Source organism: Pseudomonas sp. B21-009 (assembly GCF_024749345.1).
GTDB lineage: Bacteria > Pseudomonadota > Gammaproteobacteria > Pseudomonadales > Pseudomonadaceae > Aquipseudomonas.
In genome coordinates, this window is sequence record NZ_CP087199.1 from 1083370 (window position 1) to 1108506 (window position 25137).

Consider the following 25137-nt stretch of genomic DNA (forward strand, 5'->3'; position numbering starts at 1 on the left):
TGCCCCGCGATGGATTTTACCGGTAACCTCCCTCTCTCAAATTCATCCGATGATTGGATGTCATGACCTTACTGATCAAACGCTCCCTGGTCGAACAAGCGGTCGAGCAACTGCGACAACGGGTTGCCAGCGGCGCCTGGACGGTGGGCCAGCGTCTGCCCACCGAGCCGGAACTGGCTGCTGAGCTCGGCATCAGCCGCAACACGGTGCGCGAAGCCATGCGTGTGCTGGCTTTCAGTGGCCTGGTCGAAGTTCGCCAGGGCGATGGCAGTTACCTGCGTACCGCCGTCGACCCGTTGCAGGCCCTTCAGGCGCTGTCACGCTGCGACCTGGAGCAGGCGCGGGAAACCCGCCATATCCTTGAAGCCGAGGCCATTGGCCTGGCCGCGCTGCGCCGCAGCGAAGAAGACCTGCAAGGGCTACGAGAGGCCCTCAAGCACAGCAGTGCGCATTTTCACGACGACCTGGAGCAATACATCGGTTGCGACCTGGTGTTCCACCAGCGCCTGGTGGATGCCGCGCATAACCCGGCGCTGAGCGAGTTGTATCGCTACTTTTCCGGGGTGGTGGCGGCCACCTTGCATCACAACCTGAGCCACGCTCCCCGCTGCCAGCTTGTGTTCGACCTGCACGGGCAGATTCTCGATGCCATCGAACAACGCGATCCGGACAAGGCCAAGGCCCTGAGCCGGACCCTGATCAACGAATCCTGACCTTGCGAGACTGCCATGGGCGATGAAACAACCCGAACTGCGGCGCCGGCCAACGGGCCGGAGCTGGAAGAACTGCTGATCGACGCCGAAGCCGACGACGAACAAGTGCAACAGCAACCGGTGCTGCTCAAGCGCCCGTGGCTGTTGCTGCTCGGCCTGGTGCTGGTGGCGCTGAACCTGCGTCCGGCGTTGTCGAGCATGGCGCCGCTGCTGGGCCAGGTCAGCGACAACCTCGGCTTGAGCGCTTCCCAGGCGGGCCTGCTGACCACCTTGCCGGTGCTTTGCCTGGGCTTGTTCGCGCCACTGGCGCCGGTGTTGGCGCGACGTTTTGGCAGTGAGCGGGTCATTCTCGGCATCCTTCTGGTACTGGCTGCGGGGATTGCCGTGCGCAGCGCCTTTGGCAGCACCGGGGTATTCGTCGGCAGTATCATGGCCGGGGCTAGCATCGGTGTGATCGGCGTGCTGTTGCCGGGCATCGTCAAGCGCGACTTCCCCAAGCATGCCGGGACCCTGACCGGCGTCTACACCATGGCCTTGTGCCTGGGCGCGGCAATGGCTGCGGGCGCCACCGTGCCCCTGAGCGAGCGCCTGGGCGACAGCTGGTCGCTGGGCCTGGGCTTCTGGTTGATCCCGGCCTTGCTGGCGGCGCTGATCTGGCTGCCTCAGGCCCGCCAGGGCCACGGCGCCCACAATGTGGCCTACCGTGTACGCGGCCTGCTGCGCGATCCGCTGGCCTGGCAGGTCACCCTGTACATGGGCCTGCAATCGTCGCTGGCCTATATCGTTTTCGGCTGGCTGCCGTCGATCCTCATCGGTCGCGGCCTGAGCCCGACCCAGGCCGGGCTGGTGTTGTCCGGCTCGGTGATCGTGCAGTTGCTCAGTTCGCTCAGCGCGCCGTGGCTGGCGACGCGTGGCAAGGACCAGCGCCTGGCCATTGTGGTGGTCATGCTCATGGCCCTGGCCGGCTTGTTCGGCTGCCTGTATGCGCCGCTGGAAGGCCTGTGGGGCTGGGCCATTGTCCTGGGGCTGGGGCAGGGCGGTACCTTCGCCCTGGCATTGACCCTGATCGTGCTGCGTTCCAAAGACGCTCACGTCGCCGCCAACCTGTCGAGCATGGCCCAGGGCATCGGTTACACCCTGGCATCGATGGGGCCATTCGCGGTCGGCCTGGTGCATGACCTGACCGGCGGCTGGAACGCGGTGGGCTGGATCTTTGCCGTGCTGGGCATCGGCGCCATAGGCTTTGGCCTCAAGGCCGGGCGCAACCTGCATGTGCAGGTGGTCAGCGAGCGGGTTTGAGCAGACATTCGCCAGGCAAATGCCCATAGCTTTTTGCCACTTCAGCGGACTATGGTGCAGGTCTATTGCAATGGAACCGGACCTGCCTCATGAGTGACGCCAATACCGCCGTGATTACCCGCTTCTACCAGGCTTTCCAGCGCCTGGACGCCGAAGCCATGGTTGCTTGCTACAGCGACGATATCGTCTTCAGCGACCCGGTCTTCGGTACTTTGTGCGGTAAGGATGTCGGTGACATGTGGCGCATGCTCACCACCCGCGCCAAGGACTTTACCCTGACCTTCGACACGGTACGCGCCGATGAGCGTGGCGGCAGCGCCCGCTGGGTCGCCCGCTACCTGTTCAGCCAGACCGGCCGCACCGTGGTCAACGACATCCAGGCACGCTTTGTGTTTCGGGACGGCAAGATCTGCGAGCACCACGACAGTTTCGACCTGTGGCGCTGGGCACGTCAGGCCTTGGGCACCACGGGGGTGCTGCTGGGCTGGTCGCCGCTGGTCCAGGGCAAGGTGCGCGCCCAGGCGCAGAAAGGCCTGCGGGCGTTTCAGGCGGGGCGCTGAGGCGCTAAGCTGTGCGCTTTGCCGTTGATAGTCACTAACGTGTCCGAGCCCATTGCCCAACCACCGAACAAACCCTGGTACGTCTACCTGGTACGCGCCGCCAATGGCTCGCTGTACTGCGGGATCAGCGACAACCCGGAGCGGCGCTTCCAGGCCCACCAGAAGGGCCAGGGGGCACGCTACTTCAGCACCAGCCCGGCAGTGGCTTTGGTCTATGTCGAGGCCTGGCCCGACAAAACCAAGGCGCTGCAACAGGAGCGGCTGGTGAAAAAGCTGCGCAAGAATGCCAAGGAGGCGCTGGTGGCCTCCTGGGCGGGGCTCAGTCCTTGCGACGCTTGAGCTGATCGGTCAGTTGCGTCGGCAGGCCTTTGATGATCAGGGTGCCGGCTTCCTCGTCGTACTCGACCTTCGAGCCCAGCAAGTGCGCTTCAAAGCTGATCGACAGCCCTTCGGCACGGCCGGTGAAGCGGCGGAACTGGTTGAGCGTGCGCTTATCGGCGGGGATTTCCGGCGACAGGCCGTAGTCCTTGTTGCGAATATGTTCGTAGAAGGCCCGTGGGCGGTCTTCATCGATCAGCCCTGAGAGCTCCTCGAGGGTTACTGGCTCGCCGGCCTTGGTCTGGCTGGTGGCGTAGTCGACCAGGGTCTGGGTCTTCTCGCGGGCGGCTTCTTCGGGCAGGTCTTCGCTTTCGACAAAATCGCTGAAAGCCTTGAGCAGGGTGCGGGTCTCGCCCGGGCCGTCGACGCCTTCCTGGCAGCCGATGAAGTCGCGGAAGTACTCCGAGACTTTCTTGCCGTTCTTGCCCTTGATGAACGAGATGTACTGCTTGGAGGCCTTGTTGTTCTGCCACTCGGAAAGGTTGATGCGCGCGGCCAGGTGCAGCTGGCCCAGGTCCAGGTGGCGCGACGGGGTCACGTCCAGCTCGGCGTTTACCGCCACGCCTTCGCTGTGGTGCAGCAAGGCGATCACCAGGTAATCGGTCATGCCTTGCTGATAGTGGGCGAACAACACGTGGCCGCCGACCGACAGGTTGGACTCTTCCATCAGCTTTTGCAGGTGCTCGACGGCGACGCGGCTGAAGGCCGTGAAGGTGCTGCCTTCGTCGAGGTATTCCTTGAGCCAGCCGCTGAACGGGTGGGCGCCGGATTCTGCGTGGAAGAAGCCCCAGGCTTTGCCCTGTTTGGCGTTGTAGCTATCGTTGAGGTCGGCCAGAAGGTTTTCGATGGCACCCGACTCGGCCAGTTCCGAGTCGCGGGCGTGCAGCACGGCGGGGCTGCCATCGGGTTTCTTGTCGATCAGGTGGACGATGCAATGACGGATCGGCATGGGATTCTCGGTTGAAAATGGGCGGTGCTGGCCGCGTTGCAAAGTCGCCAAGTGTACCTCAGCACAGGGGTGATTCAGCGGCCAGATGTTGGCAGATATGTCGGTTGTTTATTTTTTGTTCAAATTTTTGCGTTTTTTCGCGCAAACCCCCGAAAAACCTGCACATTTGCCCTGTGGGAGGCGGATATTTATCTATTCCTGTGGTAGTTTTGCCCGGTCTTGCGCCCCGTGTGTGGCGCATTGCTGGCAGACCGCTCGCGTCACGTCGAACCAAACGTCGTTTTACGTATCTACATACGCGATTGACGTGGCTGTAACACCGGACCGCCGGATCCCCCGCAGGTCTGGCTCGATGACTGACGTAGCACTCTGCATACTCACTGAATTTGATAGGGAAGGAACACCACCATGGCATTGACCAAAGACCAACTGATCGCCGATATCGCTGAAGCTATCGACGCGCCAAAAACCACCGCGCGTAACGCTCTGGAGCAACTGGGCCAGATCGTTGCTGATCAACTGGAAAATGGCAGCGAAATCACCCTGCCAGGCATCGGCAAACTGAAAATCACCGAGCGTCCTGCCCGTACCGGCCGCAACCCTTCGACTGGCGCTGCCATCGAAATCGCTGCCAAGAAAGTCGTCAAGTTCGTACCAGCCAAAGTGCTGACCGACGCTGTAAACAAGTAATTGTAAACAGCTCGACAAAAGCCGCGTCCGGGTTGCCCGGACGCGGTTTTTTTATGACTGGGTTTTGCTCCAGCGCTGCTGGCGCCAAGCCTGGCGCGCTGCGGCGTCCTGGAAGGTCCAGGCGATCATGCGGCTCTGTTTCTGCCCCTGGCCCATCTCCACCACCCGCTGTTCGGCCGCCCCGGCCTTTTTCAGCGCGGCCTGGATGCCGGGCAGGTTGGAGGCTTTCGATACCAGGCTGGTGAACCACAGCACCTGCTGGCTCAGGCTGACGCTCTCGGCCACCAACTGGCTGACGAAGCGGATCTCGCCGCCTTCGCACCACAGTTCGTTGTTCTGCCCGCCAAAGTTCAGCACCGGCAGCTTGCGCTTGGGATCGGCCTTGCCCAGTGCCCGCCATTTGCGCTGGCTGCCGCGGGTGGCTTCTTCGCGTGAGGCGTGGAAGGGCGGGTTGCACAGGGTCAGGTCGAAGCGCTCGTCGCTTTTGAGCAGCCCCAGCAGGATGTGCTTGCGGTTGCCTTGCTGGCGCAGGCTGATGGCCTTGCCCAGGCCGTTGGCCTGGACGATAGCGCCGGCCGCAGCCAGTGCCGTGGCGTCGATGTCTGAACCGAGAAAGCGCCAGCGGTAATCGCTGTTGCCCAGCAACGGGTAGATGCAATTGGCACCGACACCGATGTCCAGGGCCTGGACCTGCGCGCCACGGGGTATTTCGCCGCCGTTTTCGTCTGCCAGCAAGTCGGCCAGCACGTGTACGTAGTCGGCCCGGCCGGGGATTGGCGGGCACAGGTAGTCAGCCGGGATGTCCCAGTGCTGGATACCGTACTGGGCCTTGAGCAGGGCGCGGTTGAAGACCCTGACGGCATCCGGGTTGGCGAAGTCGATGCTCGGCTTGCCGTGGGGGTTGGTGATCATGAACTGGCCCAGCTGCGGGCTGCTCTTGATCAACTGGGGGAAGTCGTAGCGGCCCTGGTGGCGGTTGCGCGGGTGCAGGGTCGGTTTGTTGGTTGTGGTCATGTTGAGGTCCGGTGCAAAGCATCGCGGGTCAAGCCCGCTCCTACAGAGACTTCTGTGGGAGCGGGCTTGACCCGCGATGGCATCACTGAGGTCAGCGATCGTTACAAGGCGGCAATCCGCGCATGCTGCTCGGTGAAGTTGGCCAGGGCCTGTTCGGCTTCAGCCAGCTTGGCGCGTTCCTTGTCGATCACCGCAGGCGGTGCCTTGTCGACGAAGGCGGCGTTGGACAGCTTGCCGCCGACGCGCTGGACTTCGCCCTGCAGACGCTGGATTTCCTTGTTCAGGCGAGCCAGCTCGGCGTCCTTGTCGATCAGCCCGGCCATCGGCACCAGTACTTGCAGATCGCCGACCAGGGCGGTGGCGCTCAGCGGCGCCTCGTCCTGTTCGCCGAGCACGGTGAAGGACTCGATCTTCGCCAGCTTCTTCAGCAGCGCTTCGTTTTCCTGCAGGCGGCGCTGGTCTTCGGCGCTGGCGTTTTTCAGGAACAGTTGCAGTGGCTTGCCCGGGCCGATGTTCATTTCGCCGCGGATGTTGCGCACGCCGAGCATCAGCTCCTTGAGCCATTCGATATCGCCTTCGGCAGCGGCATCGATGCGGCTTTCATTGGCCACTGGCCATGGCTGCAGCATGATGGTCTTGCCTTGCGCGCCGGCCAGCGGCGCCAGGCGCTGCCAGATTTCTTCGGTGATGAACGGCATGAACGGATGGGCCAGGCGCAGTGCCACTTCCAGTACCCGGACCAGGGTGCGGCGAGTACCACGGGCGCGTTCGACCGGGGCGTTCTCGTCCCACAGGACCGGCTTGGACAGCTCCAGGTACCAGTCGCAATACTGGTTCCAGATGAACTCGTAGAGGGCCTGGGCGGCCAGGTCGAAGCGGAACTGGTCGAGCTGGCGGGTGACTTCGGCTTCGGTGCGCTGCAGCTGCGAGATGATCCAGCGATCAGCCAGCGACAGCTCGTAGGCTTCGCCGTTCTGGCCGCAGTCTTCGCCCTTGTCCAGAACATAGCGCGCAGCGTTCCAGATCTTGTTGCAGAAGTTGCGGTAGCCTTCGACGCGGCCCATGTCGAACTTGATGTCGCGACCGGTGGAGGCCAGCGAGCAGAAGGTGAAGCGCAGGGCGTCGGTGCCGTAGCTGGCGATGCCTTCCGGGAACTCGGCCTTGGTCTGCTTGGCGATCTTCTCGGCAAGCTTTGGCTGCATCATGCCGCTGGTGCGTTTTTCCAGCAGTTCATCCAGGGTGATGCCGTCGACGATGTCCAGCGGGTCAAGGACGTTGCCCTTGGACTTGGACATCTTCTGGCCCTGGCCATCGCGCACCAGGCCGTGCACATACACGGTCTTGAACGGTACCTGCGGGGTGCCGTCCTCGTTCTTCACCAGGTGCATGGTCAGCATGATCATCCGGGCAACCCAGAAGAAAATGATGTCGAAGCCGGTGACCAGCACGTCGGTGGAGTGGAACTTCTTGAGGAATTCGGTCTGCTGTGGCCAGCCCAGGGTCGAGAAGGTCCACAGGCCCGAGCTGAACCAGGTGTCGAGCACGTCGTTGTCCTGGTTCAGGACCACGTCGGCGCCGAGGTTGTGCTTGCTGCGCACCTCTTCTTCGCTACGGCCGACATAGACCTTGCCGGATTCGTCGTACCAGGCCGGAATACGGTGACCCCACCACAGCTGACGGCTGATGCACCAGTCCTGGATGTCGCGCATCCAGGAGAAGTACATGTTTTCGTACTGTTTGGGCACGAACTGAATGCGGCCGTCTTCGACGGCAGCAATCGCAGGCTCTGCCAGCGGCTTGGTCGACACGTACCACTGGTCGGTCAGCCACGGCTCGATGACGGTACCCGAGCGGTCGCCTTTCGGCACTTTCAGGGCGTGGTCGTCGACGCTGACCAACAGGCCGGCGGCGTCGAAATCGGCAACGATCTGCTTGCGTGCAACGAAGCGGTCGAGGCCTGCATACTGGGCCGGCAGGGTCGCGTCGATACTGTCGTTGACGCTGCCGTCGAGGTTGAACACCTGGGCGGCCGGCAGGACGAAGGCGTTCTTGTCGAAGATGTTCAGCAGCGGCAGGTTGTGGCGCTTGCCGACTTCATAGTCGTTGAAGTCGTGGGCCGGGGTGATTTTCACACAGCCGGTGCCGAACTCAGGGTCGCAATAGTCGTCGGCGATGATCGGGATACGGCGGCCAACCAGCGGCAGCTCGACGAACTTGCCGATCAGCGCCTTGTAACGCTCGTCTTCCGGGTTCACGGCAACGGCGGCGTCGCCGAGCATGGTTTCCGGGCGCGTGGTGGCGACGATCAAGTAGTCCTTGCCGTCGGCAGTTTTGGCGCCGTCAGCCAGCGGGTAGCGCAGGTTCCACAGGTGACCCTTCTCGTCGTGGTTTTCCACTTCGAGGTCGGAGATCGCCGTGTGCAGCTTGGTATCCCAGTTGACCAGGCGCTTGCCGCGGTAGATCAGGCCGTCTTCATGCAGGCGCACGAAGGCTTCTTTCACTGCTTCCGAGAGGCCGTCGTCCATGGTGAAACGCTCGCGGCTCCAGTCGACCGACGAGCCCAGGCGGCGAATCTGGCGGCTGATGTTGCCTCCGGACTGATCCTTCCATTCCCAGACCTTTTCCAGGAACTTCTCGCGGCCCAGGTCGTGGCGGTTCTGGCCCTTGGCTTCGAGTTGACGCTCGACCAGCATCTGCGTGGCGATACCGGCGTGGTCGGTACCTGGCTGCCACAGGGTGTTGCGGCCCTGCATGCGGCGGAAACGGATCAGGGCGTCCATGATCGCGTTGTTGAAGCCATGACCCATGTGCAGGCTGCCGGTGACGTTCGGCGGCGGGATCATGATGGTGTAGGAATCGCCCGCGCCTTGCGGAGCGAAATAATTCTCGGACTCCCAGGTGTTGTACCAGGAAGTTTCAATGGCGTGCGGCTGGTAGGTCTTATCCATGCGCGGCGGGACCCTTAGGCATTTATTCAGGAAAGCCGGAGAGTATAACGAAGCCGCAAGCTTCAAGCGACAAGCTGCAAGCTCAGAGCGCCGCACGGCTCTTGCAGCTTGTCGCTTGAAGCTTGTAACTGCTTTTTATTGGTTAAGCATGCGCTCGAGCCGGGCATCCAGGCGGCGCTTGATTTCGCTTTCGTTATACGGGGGGGCAAGCTTCAAGCGACAAGCTGCAAGCTCAGAGCGCCGCACGGCTCTTGCAGCTTGTCGCTTGAAGCTTGTTACTGCTTTTTATTGGTTGAGCAGGCGCTCGAGCCGGGCGTCGAGGCGGCGCTTGATTTCGCTTTCGATATGCGGGGCGAAATCGTTGATCACGTCCTGCATGATCAACTGGGCCGCCGCGCGTAGCTCGGCGTCCAGGTGCAGCAGGGTTTCCTGGCGCTTGGCCTGCGGGTCGGCTGGCGCTTCAGGCGCCGGCTGCGGCGCTGCTTCGGCCTCTTCGAGCAGCAGCGGGATCTGCTCCTCGACGGTGTCGGTCAACAGCGGCGGCTCAAGGGATGCATCGCCAAGCAGCTGGCGGATCGACTCCAGGTCGTCCAGCAGGTGCGCGGATTGGGGCAGGGGAGTGGGTTTGTCCATCGTCTTCAGAGTCGCTGTAAGCGGTGATCTTGCAGAGCATAGCCCTGTTCGCGGTAGAAACGGAAACTCTCTCGGGCCGCCTGACGAATCGCCGGCTCTTCGACCACGATCTCGGCGATCCGGGCAAAGCGGGAAGCGAACGCTGGTACCTTGAGGTCAAGGTTGATCAGCAGGTCCTGGTGGCTGCCGGCATCATCGCCAAGGCCCAGAGCGACGCTGCCCTGCGGGTTGTCTTCAGCCGCGTCGTGGGGCACGAAGGCCTCGCCCTTGAACGCCCACAGGCGCGCGTCCAGTTCATCGCGCTGGGCGGCGTCGCTGCAATGCAGGTAAACCCGGTGGCCCAGGCGCCAGGCCTTGTCGCACAGTTTGCAGGCGAAATCCAGGCGCGCCGAGGGCGCGGCGCTGGGCAATATGTAGAAATCGACTTTGCTCATGGTCTGCCTGCCGGCCGGCTACGCCCCAAGGCGCAGACGGCCAGCGTCGCCTCAGGCGTTGGCGCGATCGAGCAGGTACTGGGTCAGCAGTGGAACCGGGCGGCCAGTGGCACCCTTGTCCTTGCCGCCGCTGATCCAGGCGGTGCCGGCGATGTCCAGGTGAGCCCAGTTGTAAGCCTTGGCAAAGCGCGACAGGAAGCAACCGGCGGTGATGGTGCCAGCTTTTGGCCCGCCGATGTTGGCGATGTCGGCGAACGGGCTGTCGAGCTGTTCCTGGTATTCGTCGAACAGCGGTAGCTGCCAGGCGCGGTCGTCGGCGCGCTTGCCGGCATCGAGCAGTTGCCCGACCAGGTCATCGTTGTTGCCCATCAGGCCCGAGGTGTGGCTGCCCAGGGCGACGATGCAGGCGCCGGTCAGGGTGGCGATGTCGATCACTGCCTGAGGCTTGAAGCGCTCGGCGTAGGTCAGGGTGTCGCACAGCACCAGGCGGCCTTCGGCGTCGGTGTTGAGGATCTCGACGGTCTGCCCGCTCATGGTCGTGACGATGTCGCCAGGACGGGTGGCGCCGCCGCTCGGCATGTTCTCGGCGCAGGCCAGCAGGCACACCAGGTTGATCGGCAGTTGCAGCTCGAGCACGGCGCGCAGGGTGCCGAAGACGCTGGCGGCGCCGCCCATGTCGAACTTCATTTCATCCATGCCGGCGCCGGGCTTGAGGCTGATGCCACCGGTGTCGAAGGTGATGCCCTTGCCCACCAGTACGAAAGGTTTCTCGCTCTTTTTGCCGCCCTGGTAGTTGAGCACGATCAGGCGTGGCGGCTGGTCGCTGCCCTGGCCGACGGCGTAGAAAGCGCCCATGCCCAGGTCCTTGATCTTCTTCTCGTTCAGCACCTCGACCTTGAGGCCCTTGAATTCCTTGCCCAGGGCCTTGGCCTGTTCGGCCAGGTAGCTTGGGTGGCAGACGTTCGGTGGCAGGTTGCCCAGGTCGCGGGTGAAGCCCATGCCGTTGGCGATGGCGACGGCGTGCTTGACCGCGCGTTCGACATCGCTGGCACCGGCCTTGGCGCTGAGCAGGGTGATTTTTTTCAGGGCGCGAGGTTCGGCTTTCTTGCTCTTGAACTGGTCGAACACGTACTGGCCATCGAGCAGGCTCTCGGCCAGCAGGCGGGTCTTGCCATAGAAAGCATCGCGGCCGGCAACCTTGACGTCGTCCAGGGCCAGTGCTGCGTCGCTGCCGTTCAAGCCCTTGAGCACTGCCAGCACGGCGGCAACGACCTTGCGCCAGCTGCGATCACCCAGCTCGGTATCCTTGCCGGTACCCACCAGCAGCACGCGCTCGGCCTTGAGGTTTGGCAGGCTGTGCAACAGCAGGGTCTGGCCGACCTTGCCGGCCAGGTCGCCGCGCTTGAGCACGCTGGCCAGGGCACCGCCGGTGGCTTCGTCGATGGTTTTGGCGATGGCGCCGAGTTTGCCGCCTTCAGCCACGGGCAGGACCAGGGTGGCGGTTTTCAAGGATGCTGCGGCTACGCTTTTTACAACCAGTTCCATGTCAGGTTCCCCGAATGATCTGTCGATGCGCGTTGTCTATGCAGGCGCGGTCGTGGCCGCGTGGTCGCGTACCAGTGCTAAAGCCCCCAGTTTGAGCCTGCTTCGCCCGCCCTGACAACCCCGAGATGAAGCATTGTGCGGCGCCAAGTGACAGGCACGGCCAATCACAGGATAATGCGCCAACTTTTACCCGGGTTCGCTCTGGCGAGCGGGCTACTATCTTGGCTGTTATGGATTTCTTGTTCGGCTGTCCGAGCCTGACAACCCAGGAGTGTCTGGTTTGATCGTCTTTCGTTATCTGTCCCGCGAGGTCCTGGTGACCTTGAGTGCCGTCAGCGCTGTGCTGCTGGTCATCATCATGAGTGGGCGCTTCATCAAATACCTGGCCCAGGCGGCCCAGGGCGTGCTCGACCCGAGCGTGCTGTTCCTGATCATGGGCTACCGCCTGCCGGGCTTCCTGCAGTTGATCCTGCCCCTGGGGCTGTTCCTCGGTATCCTCCTGGCCTATGGCCGTTTGTACCTGGAAAGCGAGATGACCGTGCTTTCGGCCACCGGCATGAGCCAGCAGCGGCTGCTGGGCATGACCATGGCGCCGGCGGCACTGGTGGCCTTGCTGGTAGCCTGGCTGAGCCTGAGCCTGGCGCCCCAGGGCGTTACCCAGGTCGCACAGATCATCAACCAGCAGGACGCCCTGACCGAGTTCGACACCCTGGTGCCGGGCCGCTTCCAGACCCTGCGCGATGGTTCGCGGGTTACCTATACCGAGCAACTGTCGGAAGATCGGGTCAACCTTGGCGGTGTGTTCATTTCCGAGAAGCGCTTCAACCAGGACAAGACCAAGGACCGCGGTCCGTCGGTACTGGTGGCGGAAAAAGGCCACCAGCAGGTCAACCCCGATGGCAACCGCTACCTGATCCTGGAAAACGGCTACCGCTATGACGGTAACCCTGGCCAGGCTGATTACCGCGCAATCAAGTACGACACCTACGGCGTGCTGTTGCCCAAGCCTGAAGTCAGTGAAGAGATCACCGAGCGTGAAGCCATCCCGACCTCGCAACTGATTGGCAGCAAGGGCCTGCGCGAGCGTGCCGAGCTGCAGTGGCGCCTGTCGCTGCCGTTGCTGGTGTTCATCGTCACCCTGCTGGCGGTGCCACTGTCGCGGGTCAACCCGCGCCAGGGCCGTTTCCTCAAACTGCTGCCGGCGATTCTTCTGTATATGGCGTACCTGACAATGCTGATTGCCGTGCGTGGCGCCCTGGAGAAAGGCAAGCTGCCGATCGGCCTGGGTATCTGGTGGGTCCATGGCCTGTTTCTGTTGATCGGCCTGGGGCTGATGTACTGGGAGCCGTTGCGCCTCAAGCGCGCCGCTCGCCGTGCGGAGGTGGCCCATGGTTAAGCTCGACAGTTACATCGGCAAAAGTGTGCTGATGGCGATTCTTGCCGTACTGGGCATCATCCTGGGCCTGGCTTCGCTGTTCGCCTTCATCGATGAAATGGGCGATATCACCGACACCTACACGCTGATGGACGCCGGCAATTTCGTCTTGCTTACCGCACCGCGGCGGCTCTACGACATGCTGCCGATGGCTGCCCTGATCGGCTGCCTGATCGGCCTGGGGAGCCTGGCCAGCAGCAGCGAGCTGACCATCATGCGCGCCGCCGGCGTGTCGATCGGGCGGATCGTCTGGGCGGTGATGAAGCCGATGCTGGTGCTGATGCTGGCCGGTATCCTGATTGGCGAGTACCTGGCCCCGGTCACCGAGAACAAGGCCCAGGCCGACCGTTCCCTGGCCCAGGGCGGTGGTGAGGCGCAGAGCTCCAAGCGCGGCATGTGGCACCGCCAGGGTGACGAGTTCGTGCACATCAACTCGGTGCAGCCCAACGGCTTGCTCTACGGCGTGACCCGCTATCGCTTCGACAACGAGCGGCACATGCAGACCTCGAGCTTTGCCCGCCGTGCCCAGTACAAGGAAGATCACTGGCTGCTCAGCGACGTGACCACCACCTATTTCCGCGGCGATCACACCGAAGTCATCAAAACGCCTGAAGAACGCTGGGACGTGTCGGTCACCCCGCAGTTGCTCAATACCGTAGTGGTCGCACCAGAATCACTGTCGATCACCGGTCTTTGGGATTACATCCACTACCTGTCCGACCAGGGCCTGAACAACGCCCGGTACTGGCTGGCATTCTGGACCAAGGTGCTGCAGCCGATGGTCACCGCGGCGCTGGTGCTGATGGCCATCTCCTTCATCTTCGGTCCGCTGCGCTCGGTGACCCTTGGTCAGCGGGTGTTCACCGGGGTGCTGGTGGGTTTTGTGTTCCGCATCGCCCAGGACCTGCTCGGGCCTTCCAGCCAGGTGTTCGGCTTCCCGCCGTTGCTGGCGGTGGTGCTGCCGGCGGCGATCTGTGCGGTGGCCGGGTTGTGGATGTTGCGGCGCGCCGGATAAATTGCCGCAGACAAGAAAAAGCCGACCTCAGGGTCGGCTTTTTTGTGCGCGGTTATTTTTTGCGCTTGGGAATTCGCACCAGTTGAGTGTCGGAGTAGATGTCGTGCCAGCTGCGCTTGCGCTTGTCGAACAACGCCCAGATAAAACCCAGGCCCAGGCACAACCACGAGCCGATCGATACGACAAAACGCAACAGTGCCTGCCACAGGCTGATGGCGCTGCCGTCGGCATTTTGCACACGGATGCCCCATACCTGCATACCCAGGGTCTGGCCGCCGTGGGTCCAGAACTTGGCGAAAAAGCCGAACAGGGCGAACAGCAGGATGGTCGACAGCAACGGGTCGCCATCCAGGGCGCCGGCCTCGGTTAACTCGCGCATGCGCGCTTCCCCGATGAAAGCCATCTGGATCATCTTGTAGGCACCGGCGGTGACGATCAGCAACGCGGTGCACAGCAAAAAGTCATAGAACATGGCGGCCAGGCGGCGGCCAAGGTCGACAGGGGGAAATTCACCTTCGGGCTGTAACAGCTGCTTGGGCACTGGCGAGGCCCTCCTTGCGCAAAACGCCCATTCTACGGAATTGCGCGCACAAAAAAGCCCCTGCTGTTGCCAGCAGAGGCTTCTTTGTTGATGAAGATCAGGCTTCTGCTTGAACTTCGTCAGCCTGCATGCCTTTCTGGCCCTGCACGGCGATGAAGGTGACTTTCTGACCTTCTTTCAGGCTCTTGAAGCCGTTACCCTGAATAGCGCGGAAGTGTACGAACAGATCCGGACCGCTTTCTGGAGTGATGAAACCAAAACCTTTCTCGTCGTTAAACCACTTGACGGTACCGCTCTGACGTTGGGACATTGTCTTATTTCCTTTGAAACTTAGAATTAGTAACAGCTTCTTCCAAATGAAAGAGTACTGGGCTGGGTTGCAGGAAAGTAAGAGACGTCGAACGGGTGTAGCAAACATCAGAGCTACTGCCCAGGTCACGAACCATAGCGACCCATGCAAACACAGTGCACAGACAATACGCTAACTTTGAAGACAAAAACAAGCCCTGCAGACCGCCGCCGCTGTGCCTTTTAGCCGCCGTTCGGTCGATTTTTTCCGGCTCATTCCAAGCATTGTCGCAACGCTTTTCGAAAGTTATAAAAAGCGTTCGAATTCGAAAATCCGAACGCTTCATGACACGTTGTTTCAAGTATCGATTCAGCCGCGATAATAGCGTTGGGCAACGAAGGGCATCTTGCTCACTTTCATCGCCACGCGCTTGCCGCGCACGATCGCCCACACTGGGGTTTCCAGTGCGCTGTACGCGGCATCGAGGTACCCCATCGCCACCGGCGCATTCAATGTCGGGCCAAAGCCGCCACTGCAGATGCTGCCGATAACCGTGCCTGACTGGTCAACGATCTCGGCGCCTTCGCGCACCGGTGTGCGCTCCTGCGGCAACAGGCCCACGCGCTTGCGCGCAACCCCGCTTTGCTGCTGGGCGAAGATCGCCTCGGCACCGGGGAAGCCGCCGGCGCGCTGGCCATCGGCACGGCGCACCTTGGAGATGGCCCAGAGCAGGCTGGCTTCGATGGGCGTGGTCTGGGTGTTCATGTCGTGGCCATACAGGCACAGGCCGGCCTCCAGGCGCAGCGAGTCGCGTGCGCCCAGGCCGATAGCCTGTACTTCGGGTTCGGCCAGCAGGCGGCGCGCCAGCTCTTCGGCTTTGCCGGCCGGCACCGAAATCTCGAAACCGTCTTCACCGGTGTAGCCCGAACGGCTGACAAAACAGTCTGCGCTCAGCAGTTGTACCGGCTGGAACTGCATGAAAGTCATCTTCGCCACGACGGGTGCCAGGCGCTCGAGCACCTTCACCGCCGCCGGCCCCTGCAGGGCCAGCAGGGCGCGCTCTTCAAACAGTGGCTGGATCTGGCACTGATCGCCGATATGTTTGCGCAAGTGGGCCAGGTCTTGCTCTTTGCAGGCCGCGTTGACTACCAGGAACAGTTCGTCGTTGCCCAGGTTGGCGACCATCAGGTCATCGAGGATGCCGCCGTGTTCGTTGGTGAACATGGCATAGCGCTGCATGCCCACCGGCAGGTCGATGATGTCGACCGGCACCAGGGTTTCCAGGGCCTTGGCTGCAGCGGCGCCGCTCAGGCGGATCTGGCCCATGTGCGAAACATCGAACAGGCCGGCCTGCTCGCGGCTGTGCAGGTGTTCTTTCATCACTCCCAGCGGGTACTGGACCGGCATGTCGTATCCGGCGAACGGCACCATGCGGGCGCCCAGTTCCAGGTGCAGGGCGTGCAGCGGGGTCTTGAGCAGTGTTTCGGTGGACATTGATGACTCCTTGGGGCTTGAGAGGGTGTCAGCATTCGATGATGTTGACGGCCAGACCGCCGCGGGCGGTCTCCTTGTATTTGCTTTTCATGTCGGCGCCGGTCTGGCGCATGGTGCGGATGACCTTATCCAGCGAGACGAAGTGCTGCCCGTCACCGCGCAGGGCCATGCGCACCGCGTTGATGGCCTTGACCGAACCCATGGCGTTACGCTCGATGCAGGGCACCTGGACTAGCCCGCCGATCGGGTCGCAGGTCAGGCCCAGGTTGTGTTCCATGCCGATTTCGGCGGCGTTCTCGACCTGCTGCACCGTGCCGCCCATCACCTCGCACAGGGCTCCGGCGGCCATCGAGCAGGCAACGCCGACTTCGCCCTGGCAGCCGACTTCGGCACCGGAGATCGAGGCGTTCTCTTTATAGAGGATGCCGATGGCGGCGGCGGTGAGCAGAAAACGCACCACGCCGTCGTCATTGGCGCCCGGGATAAAACGCATGTAGTAGTGCAACACTGCCGGGACGATACCGGCGGCGCCGTTGGTCGGCGCGGTGACCACGCGCCCGCCAAAGGCGTTTTCTTCGTTGACGGCCAGGGCGTAGAGGTTGACCCAGTCGAGCACCGACAGCGCGTCGCGCAGGCTCGCCTCCGGGTTGCTGCACAGCTGGCGGTACAGCGCGGCGGCGCGGCGTTTGACCTTGAGCCCGCCAGGCAAAATACCTTCGTTGCGACAACCGGCAGACACGCAGTCCTGCATGACCTGCCAGATGTGCAACAGGCCGCTGCGGGTGTCGCTTTCCGGGCGCCAGGCGGCTTCGTTGGCCAGCATGACCTGGCTGATCGACAGGTGCTGCGCGGTACAGTGGCCAAGCAGCTCCTTGGCGGTCTTGAACGGGTAGGGCAGCACGGTGCTGTCTTCGACGATCCGATCGGCGCCGGCCGCGTCCTCGTCGACCACGAAACCACCGCCCACCGAGTAGTACTCGCGGCTGCGAATCTGCAAGCCGGCGGCGTCAAAGGCACGGAAGATCATGCCGTTGGGATGGAAGGCCAGGGGTTTGCGGATCATTGCCAGGTGCTGCTTTTCAACGAAGTCGATTGCATGCTCGCCGAGCAGGTTGAGCCGGCCGCTGCTGCGGATGGCCTGCAGGCGTGCGGGGATGCTTTCGGTGTCGACGCTGTCCGGGTGTTCGCCTTCAAGCCCGAGCAGCACGGCCTTGTCGCTGCCGTGGCCTTTGCCGGTGGCGCCGAGCGAGCCATAGAGCTCGGCCTTGACGCTGACTGTAGCGGCCAGCAGGCCGTCGCGACGCAGGCCTTCAGCAAAACGCGCAGCGGCGCGCATAGGGCCTACGGTATGGGAACTGGAGGGGCCGATGCCGATCTTGAACAGGTCGAAGACGCTTAGTGACATGGTCGTACCCTCGTAATTTGGGGATAGCATCGCCGGCAAGGCCGGCTCCCACAGGGTTCTTTGCTGTTATCAGAACCTGTGGGAGCTGGCGTTGCCAGCGATGAGGCCATCAGCTCGTACTCAGACGTCCTGATAGCTCTCGATCGACGGGCAGGCACACACCAGGTTGCGGTCGCCAAACACGTTGTCAACGCGGCCGACCGGTGGCCAGTACTTGCCTTCGACCAGCGACGCCAGCGGATACACCGCCTGCTCGCGGCTGTACGGGTGGCTCCACTCACCGGCGATTTCGGCGGCAGTGTGCGGGGCGTTCTTCAGCGGGTTGTCGTCCTTGTCCAGGCTGCCGCTTTCCACCGCGCGAATCTCTTCGCGGATGCGGATCATCGCCTCGCAGAAGCGGTCCAGTTCTTCTTTGGACTCGCTTTCGGTCGGTTCGATCATCAGCGTGCCGGCCACCGGGAACGACATGGTCGGGGCGTGGAAGCCGAAGTCGATCAGGCGTTTTGCCACGTCATCGACGCTGATGCCGCTGCTGTCCTTGATCGGGCGCAGGTCGAGGATGCACTCGTGCGCAACCAGGCCATTGCTGCCGGTGTACAACACAGGATAGTGCTCTTCCAGGCGGCGGGCGATGTAGTTGGCGTTGAGGATGGCCATTTGCGAGGCACGCTTGAGCCCGGCGCCACCCATCATGCGGATGTACATCCAGGTGATCGGCAGGATGCTGGCGCTACCGAACGGTGCGGCGCAAACCGCGCCCTGCTTGTTGTCCATGTGCGCATGGCCCGGCAGGAACGGCGCCAGGTGCGATTTGACGCCGATCGGGCCGACGCCCGGGCCGCCACCGCCGTGGGGGATGCAGAAGGTCTTGTGCAGGTTCAGGTGCGAAACGTCGCCGCCGAACTTGCCCGGGGCGCAGAGGCCGACCATGGCGTTCATGTTGGCGCCGTCGATGTACACCTGGCCGCCGTTGTCATGGATGATCGCGCAGATCTCGCCAATGGCTTCTTCGAACACGCCATGGGTCGAGGGGTAGGTGATCATCAGCGCGGCAAGGTGTTCACGGTGTTCGATGGCCTTGGCACGCAGGTCGTCGATGTCGACGTTGCCGCGGGCGTCACAGGCGGTGACTACAACGCGCATGCCGGCCATGTGCGCGGTAGCGGGGTTGGTGCCGTGGGCCGAGGACGGGATCAGGCAGATGTCGCGACGCGCTTCGCCGCGGCTCTGGTGATAGGCGCGAATCGCCAGCAGGCCGGCGTATTCGCCCTGGGAGCCGGCGTTGGGCTGCAGCGACACGGCGTCGTAGCCGGTGGCGGCGCAGAGCATGGCTTCCAGCTCGCTGGTCAGTTGCTGGTAACCCTGGCTCTGCGCGGCCGGGGCGAACGGGTGCAGGCTGCCGAACTCGGCCCAGGTCACCGGGATCATTTCGCTGGCGGCGTTGAGCTTCATGGTGCACGAGCCCAGCGGGATCATGGTGCGGTCCAGCGCCAGGTCCTTGTCAGCCAGGCGGCGCAAGTAGCGCATCAGCTCGGTTTCGCTGTGGTAACGGTTGAACACCGGGTGCTCGAGAATCGCCGACTGGCGCAGCAGCGTGCGTGGCAGTTGTGCCTGAACGCTGGCGGCGAGAGCGGCGAAGTCCGGGCTGGCCTTGCCCGCGGCGAACAGCTGCCACAGGGCTTCGACGTCGGCCTGGGTGCTGGTTTCATCCAGCGACAGGCCCAGGCGCTGGGCGTCGATCTGGCGCAGGTTCAGGCGTTGGCCGCGGGCCTGGTCGTGCAGGGCGGCGGTGCTGCTGCCGGTGGCCAGGGTCAGGGTGTCGAAGAAGTGTTCCACTTCGACCTGTACACCCAACTGTTGCAGGCCGGCCTTGAGGATCGCGGTCAGCGCGTGGGTACGCTCGGCGATCTGCTTCAGGCCCTGAGGGCCGTGGTATACGGCGTACATGCTGGCGATGTTGGCCAGCAGTACCTGGGCAGTGCAGATGTTGCTGGTGGCTTTCTCGCGGCGGATATGTTGCTCGCGGGTCTGCATGGCCAGGCGCAGTGCGGTCTTGCCGAAGCGGTCGATCGACACGCCGACCAGGCGGCCGGGCATGTCGCGCTTGAATGCGTCGCGGGTCGAGAAGAAGGCGGCATGCGGGCCACCGAAGCCCAGCGGTACACCAAAGCGTTGGGCGCTGCCGATGGCCACGTCGGCGCCGAATTCGCCCGGCGGGGTCAGCAGGGTCAGGGCCAGCAGGTCGGCCGCCACGGCGACCAGGGCATTGGCCGCGTGGAAGCGCTCGACCAGCTCGCGGTAGTCGAAGACTTCACCACTGCTGGCCGGGTATTGCAGCAGGGCGCCGAAGAAGGCGCTGACATCGCTCAGCTCACGCTCGTCGCCGACGACAACCTCGATACCCAGCGGTTCGGCACGGGTGCGCAGCACGTCCAGGGTTTGCGGGTGGCAATGCACCGAGGCGAAGAAGGCGTGGCTGCCCTTGTTCTTGCTCAGGCGCTTGCAGAAGGTCATGGCTTCGGCAGCGGCAGTGGCTTCGTCGAGCAGGGAGGCGTTGGCGATCGGCAGGCCGGTGAGGTCGCTGATCAGGGTCTGGAAGTTCAGCAGCGCTTCCAGGCGGCCCTGGGAAATCTCTGGCTGGTAAGGGGTGTAGGCGGTGTACCAGGCCGGGTTTTCCAGCAGGTTGCGCAGGATCGGCGCCGGCGTGTGGCAGTTGTAGTAACCCTGGCCGATGAAGCTCTTGAACAGCTGGTTGTTGCCGGCGATGGCCTTGAGCGAGGCCAGCGCCTGGGCTTCGCTTTGCCCGGCGCCCAGCTCAAGGACGCTGGTGCCCTTGATGCTGTCGGGGATGACCGCGGCGCTCATGTCCTCCAGCGAGTCAAAACCGAGGGTGGCGAGCATGTGCTGCTCGTCGTGCTGGCGCGGGCCGATGTGGCGGGCGATGAATTCGTTGGCAGTGCCGAGGTTGATGGTCATGGCGGTTCCTCAGGCGTCAGCGTTAGCTTTGATCAGGCGGTCGTAGGCGTCCTGGTCGAGCAGTTGCGCGACGGCGCCGGCGTCGGCCGGGATGAAACGGAAGAACCAGCCTTCACCCAGCGGGTCTTCGTTGACCCGTTCGGGGTTGCCTTCGAGCTGGTCGTTGACCGCTACCACTTCGCCGGTCAGCGGCATGTACACGCCGCTGGCAGCCTTGACCGATTCGACGGTCGAGGCTTCGGCGCCTTGCTCGTAGCGTTGCAGCTCTGGCAGTTGCACGTAGACCACATCCCCCAGGGCGTTCTGGGCGAAGGCGGTGATCCCGACAGTGACGCTGCCGTCAGCTTCGCTACGCAGCCATTCGTGATCTTCGGTAAAACGCAACTCGCTCATGGAAACTCCTCAAGGGCCGCAGGGGACGGCTGTGGGCATGGCTCAGGTGAGCCCAGGGATGGGTAACGCCATAGCAATATTGCGGCCATATCTAAAATATCGTTTTAAAACAAATAGTTAGATAATTTCCGGGAAAAGAATAAATAACCGGTGTAGCGAAATCGCTACACCTAGGGGTGAGAAAAAAAGCTCAAGTGGATCAGAACCTTGCACTGTGGCCCTGAAACTGTGCTGTATCGATATCGTTACGATGTAGTGATTTCGCTACAGCTGTTCAGGGCTTGGCCGGGATGCCGTACTTGCGCAGGCGATGGGCGATGGCGGTGTGCGAGGTTTGCAGGCGGCTGGCTAGCTGGCGGGTCGAGGGGTAGCTGCTGTAGAGCTTTTCCAGCAGGTTGCGCTCGAAGTCTTCCACGGCCTGTTCAAGGCTGTCGACTTCAGCGTCATGGCCGCGAGCCACCGAGGTGCCGGCAATGTCCAGGTCGCCGATGTCCACCAGGCTGCTTTCGCTGATGGCCGCGGCGCGGAAGATCACGTTCTGCAACTGGCGCACGTTGCCCGGCCAGCGGTTGCCCAGTAGCGCCGGGTAAGTGGCCGGGGCCAGGCGGCACAGCGGGCGCTGGATCTGGGTGCAGGCCTGCTGCATGAAGTAGCGCGCCAGCAGGAGGATGTCCTGGCCACGTTCGCGCAGCGGTGGCACCTGCAGGTTGAGCACGTTCAGGCGGTAGAACAGGTCTTCGCGAAAGGTGCCCTCGGCGACCATTTTTTCCAGGTCGCGGTGGGTGGCGCTGAGGATCCGTACATTGACCTTGACCTCGCGATCACCGCCGACCCGGCGAAAGCTGCCATCGTTGAGAAAACGCAGCAGCTTGGCCTGCAGGTACGGTGACATCTCGCCGATCTCGTCGAGGAATACCGTGCCCTGGTTGGCCAGTTCCATCAGCCCCGGCTTGCCGCCACGTTGCGCACCGGTAAAGGCGCCGGGGGCGTAACCGAACAGCTCGCTTTCGGCCAGGTTCTCCGGCAGCGCCGCACAGTTGAGGGCCAGGAAGGGCGCACTGTGACGGCTGCTGATGGCGTGACAGGCGCGGGCCACCAGCTCCTTGCCGGTGCCGGTTTCACCGTTGATCAGCAGCGGCGCGTCCAGAGCTGCAACGCGCAGGGCGCGGGCCTTGAGGGTGCGGATCGGCGGGGAGTCGCCGAGCAGGGCATCGAAGCCCTCGGCGTGATCATGGTGCAGCGCCGACAGCCGTTCGCCAATGCGGTTGGGCTGGTACAGGGTCAGCAGGGCGCCGGCGTTGGTGATCGGCGTGGCGTCGAGCAGCAGGGTCTGGCCGTTGAGGGTCACTTCGCGCAGGGGCAGGTGAAAGCCCTGTTCGATCAGCGCTTCGAGCAAGCCCGGGTCGCCAAACAGGTCGGCCACCGAACGGTCGGACGGCTCCTGGCCGCACAACGCCACCAGCGCGGGGTTGGCCAGCAGCACGTGGCCGGCGCTGTCCAGGGCCAGCACCGGGTCGCTCATGGCCGCGAGCAGGGCATCGAGCTGCAGGTGACGGCGCTGGCCGGGGAGGATGTCGACCACTTGTACGGTTTGCACGCCCTGCACGTTGAACAGCGCGTCGTGCAGCTCTTCGAGCACGTGCGGGCTGAGGGTCGGGGCGTCGATGTAGACGTTCGGCGGCACCATCTCCACGGCGTCCAGGTTGAGGTTGCGGGCGCCGAGCAGGGCCAGCACTTCCTGGGTGATACCGACACGGTCGATGAAACTGACGTGGATGCGCATGGGGGAGGGGGTCAAGGCTGCCGAAGGCGGCCAGTATGCTGTTCAGCGCAATCGCGGGGCAAGTCGGTTCGCCGCACCGCCGCTCCTACCTGGGTAAGAGCGGCGGTGCGGCGAACCGACTTGCCCGGCGATGAGGCCGGTAGGGCTATTCGAAGTGCTCGGGATTGACCGGGTCGCCCGACTTCACCTCCAGCTTCTCGCGAATGTCCTCGAACATCAGGTCGTAGATCTTGTGCCCTGAGCCCAGGCTCTCGAATTTCTTCGGCGACGGCATGTAGCTCTGTGCCTTGCGCGTGGCAACACTCAGGAAGCTTGGCAGTACCTCTTCCTTGCTCAGGAAGAACTTTTCCTCCACGGTCTTGCCTTCGATGCTCCCATGCATGTGGAAATCAATGCCGTGTTTGTTGGCTTCCCGGACTACTGCGTACTCGATATTCAGGTCGTAGCTGTGATCAGCCTTGTTCAGCGCAGTGCGCTCGATATGCACGTGACCGGGTTCGAATTTGGCCATGATGGAATCCTCCGCAAAGGTGAAAACGGCGGGCCCAAGGCCCGCCAACTGCATTCAACGGTAGCTGATTCCCGGCTTGGCGGTGGAAACCCGGGTACCGGCCGTACCCTTGACGATATCCTCGATGTCGGCCAGAGAACCGATGACCGCCACTTTGCCGGTGTGGCGTGCAAAGTCGCAAGCGGCCTGGACTTTCGGGCCCATGGAGCCTGCGGCAAAGCCGAGGCGTTCGAGCTCGTCCGGGTGCGCCTGGGCAATTGCCTTCTGGCTTGGCTTGCCATAGTCGATGAACGCCGCGTTGACGTCGGTGGCGATCACCAGCAGGTCGGCTTCGAGCTGTTCGGCCAGCAGCGCCGAGCACAGGTCCTTGTCGATCACCGCCTCGATGCCCTTGAGCTTGCGGTCGGCGTCATACATGGTCGGGATACCGCCACCGCCGGCGCAGATGACGATGCTGCTCTTTTCCAGCAGCCATTTGATCGGGCGGATCTCGAAGATGCGCTTGGGTTTCGGGCTGGCGACCACACGGCGGTATTTGTCGCCGTCGGCCTTGACCACCCAGCCTTTTTCCTTGGCCAGGCGCTCGGCGTCTTCTTTGCTGTAGACCGGGCCGATGAACTTGGTCGGGTCCTTGAAGGCCGGGTCGTTGGCGTCCACCTCAACCTGGGTCAGGAGGGTGGCGAACGGCACTTCGAAGTCCAGCAGGTTGCCCAGCTCCTGCTCGATGATGTAGCCGATCATGCCTTCGGTTTCGGCACCGAGCACGTCCAGCGGGTAGGCTTCATCAGGTTTGTAGGATTGCGCCTGCAACGACAGCAGGCCGACTTGCGGGCCATTGCCGTGGGCGATGACCAGCTCGTTGCCCGGATGGATCTTGGCGATCTGCTCGGCGGCGATGCGGATATTGGCGCGCTGATTGTCTGCAGTCATGGGTTCGCCACGGCGCAGCAGGGCGTTGCCGCCCAATGCAACAACGATACGCATGATGATGTCCTTCTAGGAAAGGGAGATGCCACCCTGTAGGAGCGGGCTTGCCCCGCGATGGCGGTGCATCTGCTGCACCGCGGTGACGCTATCGCGGGGCAAGCCCGCTCCCACAGAGACTGGCAGCTGGATTACAGGTCAGCCAGGGTCGACACCAGGATCGCCTTGATGGTGTGCATGCGGTTTTCCGCTTGCTCGAAGGCGATGCAGGCTGGCGACTCGAACACGTCGTCGGTCACTTCAATGCCGTTGGCCAGGTTCGGGTACTGCTCGGCGATCTGTTTGCCGACCTTGGTGTCGGAGTTGTGGAACGCCGGCAGGCAGTGCATGAACTTGGTGCGCGGGTTGCCGGTGGCTTTCATCAGCTCGGCGTTGACCTGGTACGGCAGCAGTTGCTGGATGCGTTCGCCCCAGGCTTCAACCGGCTCGCCCATCGATACCCAGACGTCGGTGTGAATGAAGTCGACGCCTTTGACCGCAGCTTTCGGGTCTTCGGTCAGGGTGATGCGCGCGCCGCTTTCTTCCGCGTATTTCTTGCAACGGGCGACCAGGTCATCGTGCGGCCACAGGGCTTTTGGCGCGCAGATACGCACGTCCATGCCAAGCTTGGAGCCGACCAGCAGCAGCGAGTTGCCCATGTTGTTGCGCGCATCGCCCAGGTAGGCGTAGCTGATCTCATGGATCGGCTTGTCGGCGTGCTCACGCATGGTCAGCACGTCGGCGATCATCTGGGTCGGGTGGTATTCGTCGGTCAGGCCGTTGAACACCGGTACGCCGGCGAACTTCGCCAGTTCTTCGACGATTTCCTGCTTGAAGCCACGGTATTCGATGGCGTCATACATGCGCCCGAGTACCCGGGCGGTGTCCTTCATGCTTTCCTTGTGGCCGATCTGCGAGGAGTTCGGGTCGATGTAGGTGACGTTGGCGCCCTGGTCATAGGCAGCTACTTCGAAGGCGCAACGGGTGCGGGTCGAGGTCTTCTCGAAGATCAGCGCAATGTTGTTGCCTTTGAGGTGCTGCTGCTCGGTGCCGGTGTACTTGGCACGTTTCAGGTCGCGGGACAGGTCCAGCAGGTAGCGCAACTCGCGAGGGGTGTGGTGTTCCAGGCTCAGCAGGTTACGGTTGTGGATGTTGAACGCCATGATGTT

The 25137-nt window shown here is 62.9% G+C and carries 23 protein-coding genes; 7 read left to right on the top strand and 16 right to left on the bottom strand.

Annotated elements, in window-relative coordinates; all coding sequences use genetic code 11:
* Positions 1 to 62 precede the first annotated feature (62 nt).
* From LOY34_RS04945 to LOY34_RS04960, 4 genes are all read left to right on the top strand, one after another.
* On the top strand, positions 63 to 713 hold the full coding sequence (locus LOY34_RS04945) for a FadR/GntR family transcriptional regulator (protein ID WP_093388189.1): 651 nt from the start codon (positions 63 to 65) through the stop codon (positions 711 to 713).
* A gap of 15 nt (positions 714 to 728) precedes the next feature.
* On the top strand, positions 729 to 2012 hold the full coding sequence (locus LOY34_RS04950) for an MFS transporter (protein WP_093388192.1): 1284 nt from the start codon (positions 729 to 731) through the stop codon (positions 2010 to 2012).
* 89 nt (positions 2013 to 2101) lie between these two features.
* A complete protein-coding gene (locus LOY34_RS04955) occupies positions 2102 to 2572 on the top strand; it encodes a nuclear transport factor 2 family protein (protein ID WP_195885738.1) in 471 nt (156 codons plus the stop codon).
* Positions 2573 to 2611: 39 nt separating this feature from the next.
* Positions 2612 to 2911: a GIY-YIG nuclease family protein gene (locus tag LOY34_RS04960; RefSeq protein ID WP_195885739.1), complete on the top strand. Its 300-nt coding sequence runs from the start codon at positions 2612 to 2614 to the stop codon at positions 2909 to 2911.
* Here LOY34_RS04960 and yejK read toward each other — a convergent pair.
* Positions 2892 to 3899: a nucleoid-associated protein YejK gene (gene yejK / locus LOY34_RS04965; protein WP_045196375.1), complete on the bottom strand. Its 1008-nt coding sequence runs from the start codon at positions 3897 to 3899 to the stop codon at positions 2892 to 2894. The two genes, LOY34_RS04960 and yejK, sit on opposite strands and share 20 nt — an antisense overlap.
* A 408-nt stretch (positions 3900 to 4307) precedes the next feature.
* Here yejK and LOY34_RS04970 point away from each other — a divergent pair, with 408 nt between their 5' ends.
* On the top strand, positions 4308 to 4589 hold the full coding sequence (locus LOY34_RS04970) for an HU family DNA-binding protein (protein ID WP_009398256.1): 282 nt from the start codon (positions 4308 to 4310) through the stop codon (positions 4587 to 4589).
* A 51-nt stretch (positions 4590 to 4640) separates the two neighbouring features.
* Here the strand turns inward: LOY34_RS04970 and rlmF are convergent, their stop codons facing one another.
* From rlmF to LOY34_RS04995, 5 genes are all read right to left on the bottom strand, one after another.
* A complete protein-coding gene (gene rlmF / locus LOY34_RS04975) occupies positions 4641 to 5603 on the bottom strand; it encodes a 23S rRNA (adenine(1618)-N(6))-methyltransferase RlmF (protein WP_093387145.1) in 963 nt (320 codons plus the stop codon).
* Between the two features lie 101 nt (positions 5604 to 5704).
* Positions 5705 to 8551 carry a valine--tRNA ligase gene (locus LOY34_RS04980; protein WP_045196381.1) on the bottom strand — a complete coding sequence of 949 codons (2847 nt, stop codon included), beginning with the start codon at positions 8549 to 8551 and terminating at the stop codon, positions 5705 to 5707.
* 285 nt (positions 8552 to 8836) lie between these two features.
* Complete coding sequence (locus LOY34_RS04985; RefSeq protein ID WP_045196382.1) at positions 8837 to 9184, bottom strand: hypothetical protein; 348 nt, start codon at positions 9182 to 9184, stop codon at positions 8837 to 8839.
* A gap of 5 nt (positions 9185 to 9189) precedes the next feature.
* On the bottom strand, positions 9190 to 9618 hold the full coding sequence (locus LOY34_RS04990) for a DNA polymerase III subunit chi (protein WP_093387140.1): 429 nt from the start codon (positions 9616 to 9618) through the stop codon (positions 9190 to 9192).
* A gap of 51 nt (positions 9619 to 9669) precedes the next feature.
* Entirely contained in the window at positions 9670 to 11163 is a 1494-nt protein-coding gene (locus LOY34_RS04995) for a leucyl aminopeptidase (RefSeq protein ID WP_195885740.1), read from the bottom strand.
* A gap of 280 nt (positions 11164 to 11443) precedes the next feature.
* On the opposite strand from LOY34_RS04995, the gene lptF reads away from it, so the two are divergent.
* Positions 11444 to 12559 carry an LPS export ABC transporter permease LptF gene (lptF, locus tag LOY34_RS05000; RefSeq protein WP_045196390.1) on the top strand — a complete coding sequence of 372 codons (1116 nt, stop codon included), beginning with the start codon at positions 11444 to 11446 and terminating at the stop codon, positions 12557 to 12559.
* Positions 12552 to 13613 carry an LPS export ABC transporter permease LptG gene (lptG, locus tag LOY34_RS05005; protein ID WP_045196392.1) on the top strand — a complete coding sequence of 354 codons (1062 nt, stop codon included), beginning with the start codon at positions 12552 to 12554 and terminating at the stop codon, positions 13611 to 13613. The genes lptF and lptG overlap by 8 nt, the downstream gene beginning before the upstream one ends.
* A 52-nt stretch (positions 13614 to 13665) precedes the next feature.
* Here the strand turns inward: lptG and LOY34_RS05010 are convergent, their stop codons facing one another.
* From LOY34_RS05010 to LOY34_RS05055, 10 genes are all read right to left on the bottom strand, one after another.
* Entirely contained in the window at positions 13666 to 14154 is a 489-nt protein-coding gene (locus LOY34_RS05010) for an RDD family protein (protein WP_093387135.1), read from the bottom strand.
* Positions 14155 to 14251: 97 nt separating this feature from the next.
* On the bottom strand, positions 14252 to 14464 hold the full coding sequence (locus LOY34_RS05015) for a cold-shock protein (RefSeq protein ID WP_007977299.1): 213 nt from the start codon (positions 14462 to 14464) through the stop codon (positions 14252 to 14254).
* A gap of 348 nt (positions 14465 to 14812) precedes the next feature.
* Positions 14813 to 15937, bottom strand: a complete 1125-nt coding sequence (gene gcvT / locus LOY34_RS05020) for a glycine cleavage system aminomethyltransferase GcvT (RefSeq protein ID WP_195885741.1) — start codon at positions 15935 to 15937, stop codon at positions 14813 to 14815.
* Between the two features lie 28 nt (positions 15938 to 15965).
* A complete protein-coding gene (locus LOY34_RS05025; RefSeq protein WP_195885742.1) occupies positions 15966 to 17342 on the bottom strand; it encodes an L-serine ammonia-lyase in 1377 nt (458 codons plus the stop codon).
* Positions 17343 to 17462: 120 nt separating this feature from the next.
* Positions 17463 to 20318, bottom strand: coding sequence for an aminomethyl-transferring glycine dehydrogenase (gene gcvP / locus LOY34_RS05030; protein WP_195885743.1), 2856 nt, complete (start codon positions 20316 to 20318; stop codon positions 17463 to 17465).
* A 9-nt stretch (positions 20319 to 20327) separates the two neighbouring features.
* Positions 20328 to 20711: a glycine cleavage system protein GcvH gene (gene gcvH / locus LOY34_RS05035; RefSeq protein ID WP_045196405.1), complete on the bottom strand. Its 384-nt coding sequence runs from the start codon at positions 20709 to 20711 to the stop codon at positions 20328 to 20330.
* Positions 20712 to 20985: 274 nt separating this feature from the next.
* Positions 20986 to 22494 (bottom strand): sigma-54-dependent transcriptional regulator, encoded by a 1509-nt coding sequence (locus tag LOY34_RS05040; protein ID WP_093387118.1) that lies wholly within the window; start codon positions 22492 to 22494, stop codon positions 20986 to 20988.
* Between the two features lie 145 nt (positions 22495 to 22639).
* A complete protein-coding gene (locus LOY34_RS05045; protein ID WP_195885744.1) occupies positions 22640 to 23005 on the bottom strand; it encodes a DUF5064 family protein in 366 nt (121 codons plus the stop codon).
* A gap of 54 nt (positions 23006 to 23059) precedes the next feature.
* Positions 23060 to 23989: a carbamate kinase gene (gene arcC, locus LOY34_RS05050; RefSeq protein WP_093387115.1), complete on the bottom strand. Its 930-nt coding sequence runs from the start codon at positions 23987 to 23989 to the stop codon at positions 23060 to 23062.
* 131 nt (positions 23990 to 24120) lie between these two features.
* Positions 24121 to 25131: an ornithine carbamoyltransferase gene (locus LOY34_RS05055; protein ID WP_045196413.1), complete on the bottom strand. Its 1011-nt coding sequence runs from the start codon at positions 25129 to 25131 to the stop codon at positions 24121 to 24123.
* Positions 25132 to 25137: the final 6 nt, after the last annotated feature.